Below are 16,236 nucleotides of genomic sequence, written 5' to 3'. Positions count from 1 at the left end.
CAGCCGCGCGGCGTGGCGCGCCGGCACGGCCGGCGCGAGCGCGTCCGCGAGCCCGCCGCACAGCGCAACCGGCAGCGCCTGCTGCGGATCGAGCGCATCGATCATCTTGCCGATCTCTTCGCCGGCCTGCGCGATCAGCGCGCCCGCGACCGGGTGCGAGCGGTGCGCGAACACGATCGGCGCGAGCCGCGCATAGATCGTCTGGTTCGCATCGCACGACCACTGGACGAGCGCGTCGCGATCCTGCGCGCCCGTTTCCGCGAGCAGCGCGTCGGCGAACGCGTCGCGCGGCACGCGGCCGTCGAGCGCCTGTTGCGCATATGCGAGCGCACGCACGCCGAGCCACGCGCCGCTCGCCTCGTCGCCGGACGGAAAGCCGAAGCCGCCCGCGATCCGGCACGCACCGCCCGCATCGAGCGCCGCCGCGATACTGCCGGTGCCCAGCGCGACGATGAGCCCCGGCGCGCCGCCGTGCGCGCCGACGACGGTCGTATACGCGTCGCTCTCGATTGCGAGCGCGCCGAGCGGCGCCTGCGCGCGGAACGCGGCGAGCCACGCCGCGTTGTTGACGCCTGCGAGCCCGCAGCCGAGCGCGCATTGCGACCACTCGAACGCGAAACCGGCGCGCGTGAACGCATCCGCGCAGGCCGCGCCGATCGACGCCCACGCGCGCTCGATGCCGAGACCGAGCCCCGACGGGCCGCCGCGCCCCTGCGCGAGCTCGCGCCCGTGCCGGTCGGCCAGCACCGCGCGCGTACCCGTGCCGCCGCCGTCGATGCCGATCGCAAAAAGTAATGCCGCCATGCTTCCATCCCGCTGATTCGAACAGGCGCCAAGCTTAACCGGATCGGCGCCGCGCGCCCATCTGCCGTTCGGCCGGCTATCCCGCGAAAAGGGCTTCCGCTATGCTGGCGCGATCGAACCGACACTGAAAACGAGGCAGACGATGTCGCAGCGGTGCAACTGGGTGAAGACGGAAGCGGATGCTCACTATCACGATACCGAGTGGGGCGTGCCGTCGCACGACGATCGCCACTTGTTCGAAATGCTGATCCTGGAAGGCGCACAGGCCGGGCTGTCGTGGTCGACGATCCTGAACAAGCGCGCGGGCTATCGCGAAGCGTTCGCCGATTTCGACGTCGACGCCGTCGCGCGCTTCACGCCGAAGCACATCGAGAAACTGCTGGAGAACCCCGGCATCGTGCGCAACCGCGCGAAGGTGCAATCTGCGGTGACCAACGCGCGCGCCGTGCAGCGCATCCGCGACGAGCACGGGTCGCTCGCCGCGTTCCTGTGGTCGTTCGTCGGCAACACGCCGGTCCAGAACACATGGGAGTCGTATCGCGACGCGCCCGCGTCGACCGAGCAGTCCGACGCGCTCAGCAATGCGCTGAAGGCGTACGGCTGCAAGTTCGTCGGTTCGACGATCTGCTATGCGCTGATGCAGGCGACCGGCATGGTCAACGATCACGAGACCGGCTGCCCGTGCCACGCGCAATGCGCGGCGCTCGGCGGCAAGCAGCCGGCACGCCGGCGCAAGGCGGGCTGACCAGCGCCAACCATCACCCGGAGCCGGCAACGGCTCTGCCCCCTCCAATCACCGCGCGGCGCGTGACGACGCCGGCACGACCGACCGCGAGCGACAGATAGATCACCAGCACGCGCGGGTCGGCGGCCTCGACGTCACGGCATCGGGACTTTCCCGGCCTCCAAAAGCAAAACGGCGGAGCGGCCTCTTTCGAGACACACTCCGCCGTTTTCGCGGCGAACCGTAGCGGCGAGCCGTAAGACGCTCTTAGTGGAGCTTCTTCGGCAGCATCTGGCTGCGCAGGCGCTTGTGCAGGCGCTTGACGGCTGCTGCCTTCTTGCGCTTGCGGACTGCGGTCGGCTTTTCGTAAGACTGGCGTTCGCGCAGCTCAGCGATCAGGCCATTTTTTTCGATAGCGCGACGAAAGCGGCGAATCGCCACTTCGAACGGCTCGTTTTCTTTCAGAAGAATCGTCGTCATGTCGTTCCTAAATTGCTTAAACGGTCAAAAACGTAGCGGCCAAGCGCCACGCACCGGCCATCCGAGCGTCCCCACAACAGGCGAAACGAGCGGAAATACGGCCTCGGAGGCCGGAAAAGAGAGGCGGAAAGCACCGCGAGTACGCTTCACAACCGCGTGCAGCGCCGCGTTTGACTGCCAGCAGACATGCCGAAACCGGCAAAGGCGTGACAGAAATCTCAATTCAGCCCGCCATCATATCAGGGAATCACAGACAAAACCATCCTTTTGTCGATTCCGTGTTCACAGCCTTGCAACTCCGTCGGCAGGCCGGCCTCAGCCCCCGTTAGTCGGGCATCTGGCCCGCCCCGTCCGAAATGACAAAGAACGATAAAAAATCGGGACGAATCTCAACAGACCCCTCAAGTTTTGTTTTGGTACGCCGAAATCCTGCTCTGAGGCGGCCAGCAATGAACGAGTGCTTCCGCCGACGCCAAAAACGGCTTTCCAGGGCTTTCGGCTTAAACAGGAGATTTTTCCATGCTCGGAATCAATAGCAACATCAACTCGCTGGTTGCTCAGCAGAACCTCAACGGCTCGCAAGGCGCATTGTCGCAAGCCATCACGCGTCTGTCGTCGGGCAAGCGCATCAACAGCGCAGCCGACGACGCAGCCGGCCTCGCGATTTCGACGCGGATGCAAACGCAGATCAACGGCCTGAACCAGGGCGTGTCGAACGCGAACGACGGCGTGTCGATGATCCAAACGGCATCGAGCGCACTGTCGTCGCTGACGAACAGCCTGCAGCGTATCCGCCAGCTGGCCGTCCAGGCGTCGACGGGCACGATGTCCACGACCGACCAGGCAGCACTGCAACAGGAAGTTGCGCAGCAGGTCCAGGAAGTGAACCGTATCTCGTCGCAAACGACGTACAACGGCACGAACATTCTCGACGGCTCGGCAGGCATCGTGTCGTTCCAGGTCGGCGCGAACGTCGGCCAGACGATTTCGCTGGACCTGAGCCAAAGCATGTCGGCTGCGAAGATCGGCGGCGGCCTGGTGCAGAAGGGCCAGACGGTCGGCACGGTGACGGGCCTGAACCTCGACGCAGCCGGCGCGTATACGTCGGCCTCCGCGACGATCTCCGCGATCAACGTGATTTCCGACGGTCAGGGCGGCTATTCGTTCACCGACCAGAACGGCCAAGGCATCACGACAGCGGTCGCACAGGCAGTGTTCGGTGCCAACGCAACGGCCGGTACGGGCACGCAGGTCGGCGCACTGTCGCTGCAAGCAGGCGCAACCGGCGCAGGCACGACGGCCGCGCAGCTCACGGCGATCAACAACTCGATCGCTCAAATCAATGCCGTCAACACGCCGAAGACCGTGTCGGGCCTCGACATCAGCACGGTCAGCGGTGCGAACGTCGCGATGGTGTCGATCGACAACGCGCTGCAGACGGTGAACAACGTGCAGGCAGCACTCGGCGCGGCACAAAACCGTTTCACGGCAATCGCAACGGCGCAGCAGGCAGAGTCGACCGACCTGTCGTCGGCACAGTCGCAGATCACCGACGCGAACTTCGCACAGGAAACCGCGAACATGTCGAAGAACCAGGTGCTGCAGCAAGCAGGCATCTCGGTGCTCGCACAGGCGAACTCGCTGCCGCAGCAGGTCCTGAAGCTCCTGCAGTAATCGCGTAGCAACCGACGGCCGGGCCCCGCGTAACGCGCGGCCCGGCCGCAAGCGCTTGGCGCGCGGGGCTTCGCCCCGCGGCCAGGTCTTCACCCAGCATTTCACGGATCATCCGCCGCACGGAGCAACACGATGTCGACGATCAATTCCGCCACCAACGCGGCCAACAGCCAGCTGCAGCAAGCCGCGCAATCGATCATCAGCGGTTCGACCGGCAACTCGTCGATGGACGTCAACTCGCTCGTGACGGCGCTCGTCAATGCGAAGACCGCCGGTCAAAGCGCCGCGCTCACCGCGAAGCAGGCCAGCGACAACACCCAGATTTCCGCGTACGGCGCCCTTTCGGCCGCGCTGAGCGCGCTGCAGACCAGCCTCACGACGCTGTCGAACGGCTCGCTGCAGAACACCTTCACCGCGACCGCGAGCGGCACCGGCCTCACCGCGACCGCCGGCGCCGGCTCCGTCGCCGGCAGCTATTCGGTCGGCGTCACGCAGATCGCGACGTCGCAGTCGCTGTCGTCGGCCGCGTTCGGTTCGTCGACGGCGCTCGGCACCGGCACGATGACGCTGTCGCTCGGCAGCCAGTCGTTCACGGTCAACGTAAGCAGCACGAACAACACGCTGTCCGGCATCGCCGCCGCGATCAACACTGCAACCGGCAACCCGGGCATCGTCGCATCGGTCGTCAACGGCAGCGACGGCGCGCACCTCGTGCTCAGCTCGACGCCGACCGGCGCGGCGAACACGATCAGCGTCGCGCTCAGCAACGTGTCCGGCGACAACGGCCTGTCCAGCCTCGGCGTCACGTCGACGGCCAGTACGACGGGCGGCCAGTCGACGTTCACGTCCGCGAACGGCAGCGCCGCATGGAAGCAGAGCACGGCCGCGCAGGACGCCGCGTTCACGATCAACGGCATCGCCGGCACGAGCGCGAGCAACACCGTGACGAGCGCGATCACCGGCGTCACGCTGAACCTGACCACGGCCGCCGTCAACGCGAACCAGACCCAAACGCTGACGGTCGCCACCGACACGAAAACCCAGGCCGCCGCGGTCAACAACTTCGTGACGCTCTACAACACGCTCGTCACGACGATGGGCTCGCTGTCGAGCTTCACGTCAGGCGCGTCGTCGCAAGGCCCGCTGCTCGGCGATTCGACGCTGAACACGATCAAGAACTCGCTCGCGTCGATCGTCGCGAGCGGCGTGAACAACAACGGCTCGACGATCAACCTCGCGTCGATCGGCGTCACGCTGCAGGCCGACGGCACGCTGAAGACCGACAGCAATACGCTCAACACCGCGCTGCAGACCAACCCGTCGGGCGTTGCGTCGCTGTTCAACTCGACGAACGGAATCGGCGAGCAGCTGACGACGAACATCACGAACTACACGAAGACGAACGGGCTGATCGCCGCGCGCACGACGGCGCTCAGCAACGACCTGAAGAGCGTCACGACGCAGCAGACGAACCTGTCGAACTACGCGGCACAGCTGACCAGCCAGTACCAGGCGCAGTTCACCGCGCTCAACAAGCTGATGTCGACGATGAACAGCAACTCGCAGTACCTGACGCAGCTGTTCGGCGGCGCGAACAGCGCCGGCGCGATGTCGAACAACAAGGGCTGACCGCCGGCCGGACAGGAGAGCCACGATGGAACAGACCGAACTGATCGCGCAGCTCGACGCGCTCACCGATGCGATCGAACATGCGGCGTCGATGGCCGACTGGATCGAGGCGACACGCCTCGTCGACGCGCGCGAGCCGCTCGTCGCGTTGCTCGCGTCCGACCAGCCGCCGGCCGGCATCGCCGCGATCCGCCGCATGCAGGCCAGCAACGAGCGCATCTTCGCCGACGCGCAACGCGCGCAGCAGGAGCTGACCGACGAATACCAGGCGGCGATGGGCCGCGTGCAGGCCGTCGGCCAGTACCAGAACGTCGCGAGCCGCTAACGCACCGCAAACGCCGCGCCAACCCGCGCGCGCCAACCCGACAACAAGAACTACGCGCTGATGTGAGGGCGTGCTCGTTCGCCTCCGCCCGCCTCGTGCGGGCGTTTTTTTTGCCTGTCCGGTACGTCGCCGCTCAATCGCGCCGCCTCTGCCCAATCGGCGGAATTGGCAGCGCTTTTGGCAGCATCTCGCGAGTTCGGCGCGACCGCACGTTACAGATAATGGCAAATACCGAATAACCGCGTCCCCCGCCATGCTTCCACTCGACTCGTCCGATCGCGCCACGCTCAGCCCAGAGCAGCAGTTCGAGCAAGATATCGCACTCGTCATGCAGAATGCCATCGAGCGCCATCACGACGGCGCATTCGACGATGCGAAAGCGCTGTATGACGCGATCCTCGATGCCGTCCCGGGACACGCGGAAGCGAACTACAACCTCGCGGTGCTGCTGGTCGACGCCGGGCAGCCGGCCGACGCGATTCCGCACTTCGAGATCGCGCTCGGTGAAAATCCTGGCAATGGCCAATGCTGGGTCAGCTACATCAACGCGTTGTACCGGGCGGACCAGGCACCTGCCGCATGGATCGCCGTCGAAATGGCACAGCAGCGCGGCGTACACGGCCCCGCGCTGGACGGCCTGATCTCGCAAATGGCAACGCCCACCGCGACGTTTCCCACGGCCCCCGCCGCGGGCCCGAGCAGCCCGGCCGGCATCACGCTGAATATTTCGTCCCGGCACGCCCCCCACGAAAGCACCACCGGAGACGTCCCCGCCGGCCCCGTGCGCAAAGCGCCGCTGCACAAACTGCAGAAACACGCCGGACTCTTCGACAAGAAACGATCAGCGGAAGCGCTCGCGCTCGCGCGACGACTCGTCGCCGAATATCCGGACGACGCCGCGTGCCTGCGCGCCCTTGCGGTCTCGCTCTACAGGGACCTGCAATACGCCGAGATGATCGATATCGCCTATCGCGCACTTGAAGGCTTTCCCGACGACCTCCTGCTGCGGACGCTGCTCGCCGAGACGCTGCGACTCATGACCCGGCTCCAGGAAGCGGAAACCCAATGCCGTCTGATCATTGCCGCACAACCGACGAATGTGGAGGCGAACCGGATTCTCGGCATTGCGCTGCATGGGCTGCGGCGCCAGCAGGAAGCCGTCGCGGCATGCCGGCGCGCAGTGGAACTGGCGCCGCATGCGGCATCGCCCAACGGGGCACTCGGCTTCGTGCTGCTGGATCAGGGCGCCGCGCAGGAGGCGGTTCCCTGGCTGCGGCGCACCATCGAAATCGATCCGAACGACAGCGTGTCGCACAGTTCGCTGCTGTTCAGCCTGATTCACGACGACACCAACACGCCGCAGATGTTGCTCGACGAACATCGCGCATTCGGCAAACGGCACGAACGACACGCACTGCCGAAAAATTACGCCAATTCACGCGACCCCGAGCGCGCGCTGCGGATCGGCTTCGTTTCCGGCGACCTGCTGAACCACGCGGTCGCGCACTACTTGCTACCTGTCGTCGAACACCTGAGCCGCGACCCGAATCTGTCGCTGCACTTCTACTACAACTTCGTGATCGACGATCATGTCACCGCCAAACTGCGTGCGCACGCCACCACGTGGAAAACCGTGACGACGCTGGGCGACGCCGCGCTCGCCGAACAGATCCGCAACGATCGCATCGACATCCTGATCGATCTCTCCGGTCACACCGGCCGCAACCGTCTGGTCGCGCTCGCACGCAAACCCGCGCCGCTGCAGGCATCGTGGATCGGCTACCCGGGCACGACCGGCATGAGCGCGATCGACTACTACCTCAGCGACAGCATCGTCACGCCGGCCGGCGAACTGGACGACCAGTTCGTCGAGAAAATCGTGCGCATGCCCGCGCTGGCGCCGTATTCGCCGCCGGCGAACTGCCCGCCCGTCAACGGCTTGCCCGCACTGCACAACGGCTACGTCACCTACGGCAGCTTCAACCGGCTCAACAAGCTGCGCCAGGACGTGATCGCGCTGTGGGCCGCGGTGCTGCGCGCGAAGCCCGACGCGCGGATGGTGATCGGCGCGATCGAACAAGATCGAGATCGCGACACGATCGCCGGCTGGTTTGCGGCCGAAGGCATCGATCCCGCGCGCCTGACGTTCCAGCCGCGCGCGACCATCCCCGTCTATCTACAGCAGCATCATCGCGTCGACATTTGCCTCGACACGTTCCCGTACGCCGGCTCGACGACGACGCTCAACGCACTGTGGATGGGCGTACCGACCGTGACGCTCGCCGGGTTTTCGATCCCGACCCGCGGCTCCGCCAGCTGGCTCAAGCGGGTCGATCTCGACGCCTTCATTGCGCACGACAAGGACGAGTTCGTCCGCAAAGCCATCGCGCTCGCCGACGATCCCGACATGCTGCAGACGCTGCGCAACGGCCTGCGCGACCGCTGCCTCGCGTCGGCGCCGTTCCATCCCGACGTCGTCGCGCAGGGGCTGTCGGTCGCGTTGCGGATGATGTGGCGCCGCTGGTGCGCGGGCGACGCGCCGATCTCGTTCGATGCGGTCCTGCCCGACCGGCCGACCTCGCTGCTCGTCGACGAAGCGGCCGGCTGAACGCACGGGCCGGTTGCATGCGGTGCGAGGGGCCAGCCCGGCGAGCGAGCGGCGGCATTAGCGCGAATTGGCTCGCAAATCGCCTCCTGCTCGGCCGATCAGCCGGGCGCCGCGCCCGCTAGAGTGTTCTCACGATCACCGGCGTGCGCATTTGCGCTCGAGACGTACGACTTCGGGACAGCATCATGGACAAGCTCATACCCGTCACACAGCCCTACATGCCTCCGCTGGACGAGTTCCTCCCGTATCTGAACCAGATCTGGGAAAGCAAGATCGTCACCAACGGCGGCCGCTTCCATGCGGAACTCGAACGGTCGCTCTGCGAATTCCTGGGCGTCGAGCATATTTCGCTGTTTTCCAACGCGACGCTCGCGCTGATCACCGCACTGCAGGCGATGAAGATCACCGGCGAAGTCATCACGACGCCGTTCAGCTTCGTCGCCACGACGCACGCGCTGCACTGGAACGGCATTCGCCCGGTATTCGTCGATATCGATCCAGTGACCATGAATCTCGATGCCGCGCGCATCGAAGCGGCGATCACGCCGCAGACGACCGCGATCCTGCCCGTACATGTCTACGGCTACCCGTGCGACGTCGACGCGATCGAACGGATCGCCGACACCTACGGCCTGCGCGTGCTCTACGACGCCGCGCACGCGTTCGGCGTGCGCCGCCATGGCCGCTCGGTGCTCGAATTCGGCGATATGTCCGTGCTCAGCTTTCACGGCACCAAGATCTTCAATACGTTCGAGGGCGGTGCGCTCATCTGCCGCGACGCAAAGACGAAGCGCCGCATCGATCATCTGAAGAACTTCGGCTTCGTCGACGAAGTGACGGTGATCGGCCCCGGCATCAACGGCAAGATGAACGAGGTGCAGGCGGCATTCGGCCTGCTGCAGCTCCAGCACATGGACCGGATCGCGGACGGCCGCGCGCGCGTCGATGAGCGCTATCGAGCGGCATTGAAGAACGTGCCGGGCCTGCTGCTCCCCCCGGTTCCCGAACACAGCACCCGCAACCATTCGTATTTCCCGGTGCGCATCACCCGCGACTTCCCCGTGACGCGCGACGCGGTCTACGATGCGCTGCGCGCACACAACGTCGCGGCGCGCCGGTATTTCTACCCGCTGATCAGCGAGTTTCCGACCTATCGCGGCCTGCCGTCGTCGGCACGCTCGAACCTGCCCGTCGCCAGCGAAATCGCGCATCAGGTGCTGTGCCTGCCGATCTATCCGGCGCTCACCGCGCGCGACCAGGACCGGATCATCGACATCGTGCTGGTCGAGGCCGGCCTGACGCAACATGCAAGCTGAACGCCGGCTCGCCGTCATGCAGCCGTACTTCTTCCCGTACGTCGGCTATTTCCAGTTGATGGCCAGCGTCGACACGTTCGTCGTGTTCGATGACGTGAGCTTCATCAATCGCGGCTGGATCAATCGCAACCGCATCAATGTCAACGGCGCGCCGCACATGATCACCATGCCGTTGCGGCAGGCGAGCCAGAACCGGCTTATCTGCGATATCGAAGTGGCGGACGACGCGGCGTGGCGGCCCCGGATCCTGCGCACGATCCACCAGAGCTACGCACGCTCGCCGCATTTCGCGCGCGTGTTTCCGGTCGTCGAGCGCATCCTGATGCACGACGCACCCAACCTCGCCGATTTCCTGCTGCACGGCCTGATCACGCTGCGCGACCACCTGCGGCTCGACACGAACATCGTCGCGACGTCGCGACGCTACGCGAACGCGGACCTGAAGGCCCAGGCGCGCATCATCGACATCGGCCGGCAGGAGCACGCGGACATCTACGTGAACCCGGTCGGCGGGCAGGAACTGTACGACCCGCACACTTTCGCTGCCGCCGGCCTGCAGCTGAAGTTCCTGACACCCGGTCTCGCGCCGTACACGCCCGTTCGTGGCACGTTCGTTCCGGCGCTGTCGATCATCGACGTGCTGATGTGCAACGACGACGCGTCGATCGACCAACTGCTGGCTGGCGCCACGCTGTCATGAAAGACGATCTCCATAACACCCTCATCCGTCACTACGAGTCGTGCCTCGAGCGCCACGGCGATACGCATCGCGGCGTGGACTGGCCCAATGCCGAGGACGCCGACACGCGATATCGCGTGATGCTCGACCTGGTGCGGCCCGGGTCGACGCCTGCCACGCTGCTCGATTTCGGCTGCGGGGCGTCGCATCTGTACCAGTACATGCTGGACCACGGCGTCGATGGCCTGAGCTATACCGGGCTCGATGCGTCGCCCGCCTTCTGCGACCTGTCTCGGCGCAAGTATCCGGACAACGACTACCAGTGCGTCGACGTGCTTGCGGAGCCCGACCGGCTCGGCGAATACGACTACATCGTGATGAATGGCGTCTTCACCGAGAAGCGCGAGCTCGGCTACGACGAGATGTTCGACTATTTCTCGCGCGTGCTGCGCGTCGTGTTCCCGAAGGCACGCAAGGGCATCGCGTTCAACGTGATGTCAAAGGAAGTCGACTGGGAACGCGACGACCTGTTCCACGTACCGGTCACGCAGCTGACGCACTTCCTGTCGCGCGAGCTGTCGCGCCACTACGTGGTGCGGCACGACTACGGGCTTTACGAGTACACGACGTACGTGTACAGGGAGCACAACTGATGGCAAACGTCATTCTGTTCGGCCTGCAGGATTACGCGGAACTCGCGCACTACTACCTCGAGCACGATTCGCCGCATACGGTGACCGCGTTCTGCGTGAACCGGCAGTACCTGCCGGAAAGCGGCACGTTCAAGGGCCTGCCCGTGATCGCGTTCGAGGACGTCGTCGAGTCCCATCCTCCCGGCGACTTCAGCTTCTTCGCACCGATGTCGCCGAAGCGGATGAACCTCGAGCGCGAGAAGATCTTCAACGAGCTCAAGGCGCGCGGCTATCCGCTGATCAGCTATGTCAGCTCGCGCGCGACCGTCTGCCACAACACGATCGGCGAGAACTGCTTCATCCTCGAAGACAACACGCTGCAGCCGTTCACGACCATCGGCGACAACGTCGTGCTGTGGAGCGGCAACCACATCGGGCATCACGGGCGCGTCGACGATCACGTGACGATGACCTCGCATGTCGTCATGTCCGGCCATTGCAAGATCGGCGCGTACAGCTTCGTCGGCGTGAACGCCACGCTGCGCGACGGCGTGACGATCGGCGAAGGCACGTTCGTCGCGATGGCTGCCGCGATCGCGAAATCGACCGAGCCCTGGTCGGTGTACAAGGGCAATCCCGCCGTCAAGCTCGCGATGGCCAGCACCGACCTGAAGATCTAGGGGAGCCCGTGGCAGGCATACACTGGGACAAGCAGGGGCTGATCTATGCGCCCGATGCGCGGCTGCCCTGGGCGAAATCGCACGCGCAGATTCCGACGGTAGCGGGCGTCGACGGCGATACGCTGCAATTGCTGTTCAGCAGCCGCGACGCAGGCAATCGCAGCGCAATCGCGAGCATGGCCGTCCGCGCGAGCGCGCCCGCCGAAATCGTCTCCGTCGATCCGGAACCGGTGCTGCCGCCGGGCGCGCTGGGCGCGTTCGACGACTGCGGCACGATGCCGTCGTCGGTCGTCGAGCACGACGGCGTTCGCTATCTGTATTACATCGGCTGGAACGTGCGCAATACGATTCCGTACCACAACGCGGTGGGCCTCGCGATCAGCGAGGACGGCGGCCGACGTTACCGGCGCCTGTTCGACGGGCCGGTGATGGACCGCACGGCCGACGAGCCGTATTTCTGCGGCACGACCTGCGTTCGGATCGAGCATGGCATCTGGCGCAACTGGTATCTGTCGTGCACCGGCTGGACCCAGGTCGACGGGAAGCCCGAGGCGCGCTATCACCTGAAGTACGCGGAATCGCGCGACGGCATCCAATGGACGCGCGGCGGCCGCGTCGCGATCGACTATCTCGACGATCACGAAGGCGGACTGGCGCGCGCGTCGGTCCATTTCGACGGCAGCCTTTACCGGATGTGGTTCTGCAAGCGCAGCCACGATGGTTACCGCGAGTGTTCGTCGGTCAGCTACCGGATCGGCTATGCCGAATCGACCGACGGCATCGTCTGGCGGCGACTCGACGAATGTGCCGGGCTCGACGTGTCGCCGAGCGGCTGGGACGCGTTCATGGTCGCGTATCCGGAAGTCGTGCAGGTTGGCGAGCGCTTGTACATGTTCTACAACGGCGACGGCTTCGGCGCGACCGGCTTCGGTTATGCGCAAGCGCGGGCCGGCAGCGGAATTCAGGGTGAGACGAAATGGACGTGATCGCAGGCGATTTTCGGGAACTCGGTTACGCGATCGTCGCGAACAATGCGCTGCAATCGCTGATACACGTCGTGCGGACGAAGTTCGAGCGGCATTTCATTCCGCGATTCGGCGACGACGCGATGCGCAACCGCAACATCATCAAGCTGCTCGCCGAGGATATCGACGTGAAGCGCTTCTTCTGCTCACCCGAGCTGACGGCCGCGCTCGACCGCCATCTCGGTATCGCGATGCCGATGCAGACGGGCCCGATCGTCACCCACTACACGGCGAACGATCGCATCGGCAACAACTACGGGCTGCCGTATCACCAGGACTGGCCGAGCATGGGGACGTCCTCTCGCGGCGTGATCGCGTGGACGTCGATCGCGGACGTGCGCAAAGGGGCACCCGGACTGCGCATCGTCCCGGGCAGCCATCGGCGCGGACTGTGGCCGGGCGAGCAGACCGACCGCGGCTACGTGCTTGACGACCAGGAGATCGACGGCGCCTGCGACATCGAGATCGACGCAGGGCACGTGCTCTTCATGTCGCCCTATCTCGTGCACCGGACGCTCACCAGCGACATCACCGACTGGAAGCTGTCGCTGTCGTGCCGCTTCGACGATTTCTCGTGCGATCAATGGAGCCGTCGCGGGTTCGTCAGCGCCTACCGCACCGCCGTAGACCGGCAGGTCTATCTGTCGGGATTCTGAGCGAGGCCCGCGTTGCTGCGGGCCTCGGCGATCAGCGCACGAAGATGCAATTCCACAATCCCGCGTAGTTCTGCACCGGATGCTTGCTCGCGATCGTCAGACCGAACTCGCCGAGACGGCGCGTGAGCAGGTCCATTTTCGCGTCCTCGATCTCGATCAGCAGTTGCCTGCACGCGCCCAGGCCCTGTGCCGCACCGTCGATGAGCGGAACCTCGTGCCCGTCGACGTCGATCTTGACGTACTCGGGCTGCGGCAGACCGAACTGCTCGCGCCAGCGATCGAAGTGAACGACCTGGATCGCATGCACGTGGTTCGGTGCGAACGTTTCGCCGGACACCAGCGACGGCTGGCCGACGATCTTCTCGTGCGCGCCGAGTTCCATCTTGCGGATGTACAGCCGGTCGATCGCAAACCGGTCGGAAGCCGCCACGTTGAACGCCTGGATGTCGAGCCCGTCCTGCGTGTTGAGGTACGCGTTCCACGACAGCAGGAAGTAGTTCGACGGATCGGGCTCGATCGCGATCACCTTCAAGCCGCGCTTTGCCGCATACAGCGCGAAGATCCCGTTGCTCGCGCCGAAATCGTAGTAGACGGATGCGGGCGGCAACCGGTCGATCCAGTCCAGCAGTTCCGGTTCGATGTATTCGAGACCCGCCGCCATCCAGAGCAGTCGCTTGCTCGGCGCGAGCCAGCGGAACGTGAGCCCGCGCACCGTCGTCTCGACGACGTGGCGATCGAGATCGAACGCTTGCGCGCGCGTGAGCGCTTCCTCGCTCACGAGGCTTTCAACGGGGACAAACTTCCAGTTATTCATGGCCGGCCTTGGTCGATGTCATGCATGACGGGAACGCGTGCCCGATACTGTCGGTCGGACGTTGCCCCGAAAACGCGTTGATTCTAGCGACGCGCGATCGATTCGAAACGACGAACAGATTCGGCAATGGCGGGTAATTCCCGGCGCTCGCGCGAAGGGCCGGCCGGGGCGTTGCGATCGTCGCGACATTCAACGCTGGCCACCGGTCTCCACGAACGCGCAAGACCGCACGTCGTTCGCGCCAAATTGCGCCGCAAACGCCCCGCGCACGCGCGCGGCCACCTGAATCCAGTTCTCGTCGCGCCCGCGCCGGAACAACCGCACCGTGCCGGGATACCACGGCGAATCGTCGCGGTCGTGCATCCAGCGCCAGTCGACGTCCTGATTCGGCAGCAGCACCCAGCAAGGCTTGCCGAGCGACGCGGCCAGATGCGCGGTGGACGTATCGACGCACACCACGAGATCGAGCTGCGCGACGATCGCAGCGGTATCCGCGAAATCGTCGATCTCCGAGCCCAGATGCAGCAACGGCAGGCCGCCCGGCGGATCGCGCGCCTCGTCCTCGCCCTGCCCCTTCTGCAGGCTCACGAAATTCACGCCTGAAACGCTCCACAACGGCGTCAGCAAAGCCAGCGACGGCAGCGAGCGGTGCGCATCGTTGCAATGCTTCGGGTTGCCCTTCCACACGAGTCCGGCGCGCGGGCCGGCCGGCAGCGCATCGAGGCGCGCGCGCCAGCGCGCGACGCGGGCGGGATCGGGTACGAGCCGCACCGGCGGCGGAATCGTGTCGAGCGTCGTGCCGACGTGCATCGGCGCGCTCAGCAGGCTCGTCCAGTAGTCGAATTCCTGCGCACGCGCGGCGGCCGCATCGTGATCGAGCACTTCGTCGACGCCGTCGACCGTCTCCATCAGCCGATGCAGCGCGGGCTGGCACGCGACGACCACGCGCGCCGCGTGCCGCGCGCGAAATTCCGCGAAATAACGGCTGAACTGCAGCATGTCGCCAAGGCCATCCTCCTGCCAGACGAGCAGCGTCTTGCCGGCAAGCGGCTCGCCTTGCCACTGCGCGCACCGCAGCACCTCGCGCGTCCGGCGATACACGAACGCCGACTGCTCGTAGCGCGATTCGTAGCGGCGCCAGCCTTCCTCGAACCGGCCAAGGCCGAGTAGCAGCGTGGCCAGCCCGAAACGCGCATCGCCGTAATCGGCACGCAGCTCGAGCGCGCGTCGGTACGCGCGTTCGGCGTCGTCGTGGCGGCCGGCATGCGCGAACGTCGTGCCCAGGTTGTAATGCGCTTCGGCCATCTGCGGCGCGAGCGCGAGCGCGCCGCTGAACGCGGCCGTCGCTTCGTCGTGGCGGCCCTGCGCGCGCAGGACGCAGCCGAGATTGTTGTGCGGCTGCGGCAGGCCGGGGCCGCAACGGATCGCGTCGCGATACGCCGCTTCCGCTTCGGGCAAGCGATCGAGATTCTGCAGCGCGACGCCGAGGTTGTAATGCGCTTCCGGGTGGTCCGGGCAGAGCGCGATTGCCTGCCGGCTGACCGCTTCCGCTTCGGGCAGCCGCTGCATGTCGACGAGGATCGCGCCTAGATTCGCGTGTGCGAGCGCATGGTCGGCGCGCACGGCAATCGCGAGCCGATAGGCGAGTTCCGCCTCGGCCGGCCGGCCGAGAACGCGGAGCACGTTGCCGAGATCGGTCAGCACGTCGGCGGACTGCGGCTCGATCAGCAGCGCCTGCCCGAACGCCTGTTCGGCTTCATCGAGCCGGCCGAGCGCTTCGAGCACCTTGCCGAGCCGGTGATGATGCGACGCCCGCAACGGCGTGACGGAAGCGAGTTGCCGGCGGAGGATCGCCTCCGCTTCAGGCAGGCGGCCCTGCGACACGAGCAGCGCGCCAAGGCCGTCGTATGGCGGATCGAACGCCGGCATCGCGTCGATCGCGCGTCGCCACCAGGCTTCCGCGTCGGCCAGCCGGTTCAGGCCGAGCGCGCAGACGGCCGCGACGTGCAGCGCCGCAACGTCCGGCGCCGGCGCGTCGAGCTGCGGCGCGACGCGCGACAGCGCGTCGGCGAACCGCCCGTTCTGGCACAGGGCTGCGGCTTGTTGAACGGGCGCGGAAACGTCGGAAGCAGGCGTCATGTCATGCGGCGATGCGCGGCCCGCATCGCGAACGGACGGTTATCGCGAACG

15 protein-coding genes are annotated in these 16,236 nt (G+C 65.8%); 11 read left to right on the top strand and 4 right to left on the bottom strand.

The genetic code is table 11. From position 1 onward, the window contains the following. The coding region (locus tag ACPUER_RS30520; protein ID WP_425132933.1) for a BadF/BadG/BcrA/BcrD ATPase family protein at nt 1–804 on the bottom strand (804 nt) is incomplete at its 3' end. Nucleotides 805–946: 142 nt separating this feature from the next. Between ACPUER_RS30520 and ACPUER_RS30515 the strand changes: the two genes are divergently transcribed. After that, nucleotides 947–1,549: a DNA-3-methyladenine glycosylase I gene (locus ACPUER_RS30515; protein WP_310139401.1), complete on the top strand. Its 603-nt coding sequence runs from the start codon at nt 947–949 to the stop codon at nt 1,547–1,549. A 246-nt stretch (nt 1,550–1,795) separates the two neighbouring features. Here ACPUER_RS30515 and rpsU read toward each other — a convergent pair whose 3' ends face one another. Then, nucleotides 1,796–2,008, bottom strand: coding sequence for a 30S ribosomal protein S21 (gene rpsU / locus ACPUER_RS30510; RefSeq protein WP_006401410.1), 213 nt, complete (start codon nt 2,006–2,008; stop codon nt 1,796–1,798). 519 nt (nt 2,009–2,527) lie between these two features. On the opposite strand from rpsU, the gene ACPUER_RS30505 reads away from it, so the two are divergent. The 10 genes from ACPUER_RS30505 to ACPUER_RS30460 all read left to right on the top strand — a co-directional run bounded on the left by ACPUER_RS30505 (nt 2,528) and on the right by ACPUER_RS30460 (nt 13,232). After that, on the top strand, nt 2,528–3,682 hold the full coding sequence (locus ACPUER_RS30505) for a flagellin (protein ID WP_310139398.1): 1,155 nt from the start codon (nt 2,528–2,530) through the stop codon (nt 3,680–3,682). A 132-nt stretch (nt 3,683–3,814) separates the two neighbouring features. Then, nucleotides 3,815–5,311, top strand: a complete 1,497-nt coding sequence (gene fliD, locus ACPUER_RS30500; RefSeq protein ID WP_425132932.1) for a flagellar filament capping protein FliD — start codon at nt 3,815–3,817, stop codon at nt 5,309–5,311. Nucleotides 5,312–5,336: 25 nt separating this feature from the next. Then, entirely contained in the window at nt 5,337–5,636 is a 300-nt protein-coding gene (locus tag ACPUER_RS30495) for a flagellar protein FliT (RefSeq protein WP_175962757.1), read from the top strand. A 253-nt stretch (nt 5,637–5,889) separates the two neighbouring features. Beyond that, nucleotides 5,890–8,244, top strand: a complete 2,355-nt coding sequence (locus ACPUER_RS30490; RefSeq protein WP_425132931.1) for a tetratricopeptide repeat protein — start codon at nt 5,890–5,892, stop codon at nt 8,242–8,244. 185 nt (nt 8,245–8,429) lie between these two features. Beyond that, nucleotides 8,430–9,560 carry a DegT/DnrJ/EryC1/StrS family aminotransferase gene (locus ACPUER_RS30485; RefSeq protein WP_425132930.1) on the top strand — a complete coding sequence of 377 codons (1,131 nt, stop codon included), beginning with the start codon at nt 8,430–8,432 and terminating at the stop codon, nt 9,558–9,560. Next, the gene (locus ACPUER_RS30480; RefSeq protein ID WP_425132929.1) at nt 9,550–10,260 is read left to right on the top strand and encodes a WbqC family protein; all 711 of its coding nucleotides are present in this window, start codon (nt 9,550–9,552) and stop codon (nt 10,258–10,260) included. The genes ACPUER_RS30485 and ACPUER_RS30480 overlap by 11 nt, the downstream gene beginning before the upstream one ends. Then, entirely contained in the window at nt 10,257–10,892 is a 636-nt protein-coding gene (locus tag ACPUER_RS30475; RefSeq protein ID WP_425132928.1) for a class I SAM-dependent methyltransferase, read from the top strand. The genes ACPUER_RS30480 and ACPUER_RS30475 overlap by 4 nt, the downstream gene beginning before the upstream one ends. Beyond that, nucleotides 10,892–11,551, top strand: a complete 660-nt coding sequence (locus tag ACPUER_RS30470) for an acetyltransferase (protein WP_175962754.1) — start codon at nt 10,892–10,894, stop codon at nt 11,549–11,551. Before ACPUER_RS30475 ends, ACPUER_RS30470 begins: the two co-directional genes overlap by 1 nt. Nucleotides 11,552–11,559: 8 nt before the next feature. Then, nucleotides 11,560–12,537, top strand: a complete 978-nt coding sequence (locus tag ACPUER_RS30465) for a hypothetical protein (protein ID WP_425132927.1) — start codon at nt 11,560–11,562, stop codon at nt 12,535–12,537. Next, the gene (locus ACPUER_RS30460; RefSeq protein ID WP_425132926.1) at nt 12,528–13,232 is read left to right on the top strand and encodes a phytanoyl-CoA dioxygenase family protein; all 705 of its coding nucleotides are present in this window, start codon (nt 12,528–12,530) and stop codon (nt 13,230–13,232) included. Before ACPUER_RS30465 ends, ACPUER_RS30460 begins: the two co-directional genes overlap by 10 nt. Nucleotides 13,233–13,263: 31 nt before the next feature. Here ACPUER_RS30460 and ACPUER_RS30455 read toward each other — a convergent pair whose 3' ends face one another. Together ACPUER_RS30455 and ACPUER_RS30450 are read right to left on the bottom strand one after the other, a co-directional pair. After that, the gene (locus ACPUER_RS30455) at nt 13,264–14,046 is read right to left on the bottom strand and encodes an FkbM family methyltransferase (RefSeq protein WP_175962751.1); all 783 of its coding nucleotides are present in this window, start codon (nt 14,044–14,046) and stop codon (nt 13,264–13,266) included. A gap of 189 nt (nt 14,047–14,235) precedes the next feature. Continuing rightward, nucleotides 14,236–16,185 carry a tetratricopeptide repeat protein gene (locus ACPUER_RS30450; RefSeq protein ID WP_425132925.1) on the bottom strand — a complete coding sequence of 650 codons (1,950 nt, stop codon included), beginning with the start codon at nt 16,183–16,185 and terminating at the stop codon, nt 14,236–14,238. Nucleotides 16,186–16,236 lie beyond the last annotated feature (51 nt).

This window comes from Burkholderia sp. DN3021 (assembly GCF_049805555.1).
Lineage (GTDB): Bacteria > Pseudomonadota > Gammaproteobacteria > Burkholderiales > Burkholderiaceae > Burkholderia > Burkholderia pyrrocinia_C.
This window is presented reverse-complemented; position numbering and strand designations above follow the sequence as displayed.

Bases quoted from the DNA above. Each gene is read 5' to 3' on its own strand.
- ACPUER_RS30490 (WP_425132931.1), top strand. From the start codon at position 5,890: ATGCTTCCACTCGACTCGTCCGATCGCGCCACGCTCAGCCCAGAGCAG.
- ACPUER_RS30460 (WP_425132926.1), top strand. From the start codon at position 12,528: ATGGACGTGATCGCAGGCGATTTTCGGGAACTCGGTTACGCGATCGTC.
- ACPUER_RS30505 (WP_310139398.1), top strand. From the start codon at position 2,528: ATGCTCGGAATCAATAGCAACATCAACTCGCTGGTTGCTCAGCAGAAC.
- ACPUER_RS30515 (WP_310139401.1), top strand. From the start codon at position 947: ATGTCGCAGCGGTGCAACTGGGTGAAGACGGAAGCGGATGCTCACTAT.
- ACPUER_RS30475 (WP_425132928.1), top strand. From the start codon at position 10,257: ATGAAAGACGATCTCCATAACACCCTCATCCGTCACTACGAGTCGTGC.
- ACPUER_RS30470 (WP_175962754.1), top strand. From the start codon at position 10,892: ATGGCAAACGTCATTCTGTTCGGCCTGCAGGATTACGCGGAACTCGCG.
- rpsU (WP_006401410.1), bottom strand. From the start codon at position 2,008: ATGACGACGATTCTTCTGAAAGAAAACGAGCCGTTCGAAGTGGCGATT.
- ACPUER_RS30480 (WP_425132929.1), top strand. From the start codon at position 9,550: ATGCAAGCTGAACGCCGGCTCGCCGTCATGCAGCCGTACTTCTTCCCG.
- fliD (WP_425132932.1), top strand. From the start codon at position 3,815: ATGTCGACGATCAATTCCGCCACCAACGCGGCCAACAGCCAGCTGCAG.
- ACPUER_RS30455 (WP_175962751.1), bottom strand. From the start codon at position 14,046: ATGAATAACTGGAAGTTTGTCCCCGTTGAAAGCCTCGTGAGCGAGGAA.
- ACPUER_RS30450 (WP_425132925.1), bottom strand. From the start codon at position 16,185: ATGACGCCTGCTTCCGACGTTTCCGCGCCCGTTCAACAAGCCGCAGCC.
- ACPUER_RS30495 (WP_175962757.1), top strand. From the start codon at position 5,337: ATGGAACAGACCGAACTGATCGCGCAGCTCGACGCGCTCACCGATGCG.
- ACPUER_RS30485 (WP_425132930.1), top strand. From the start codon at position 8,430: ATGGACAAGCTCATACCCGTCACACAGCCCTACATGCCTCCGCTGGAC.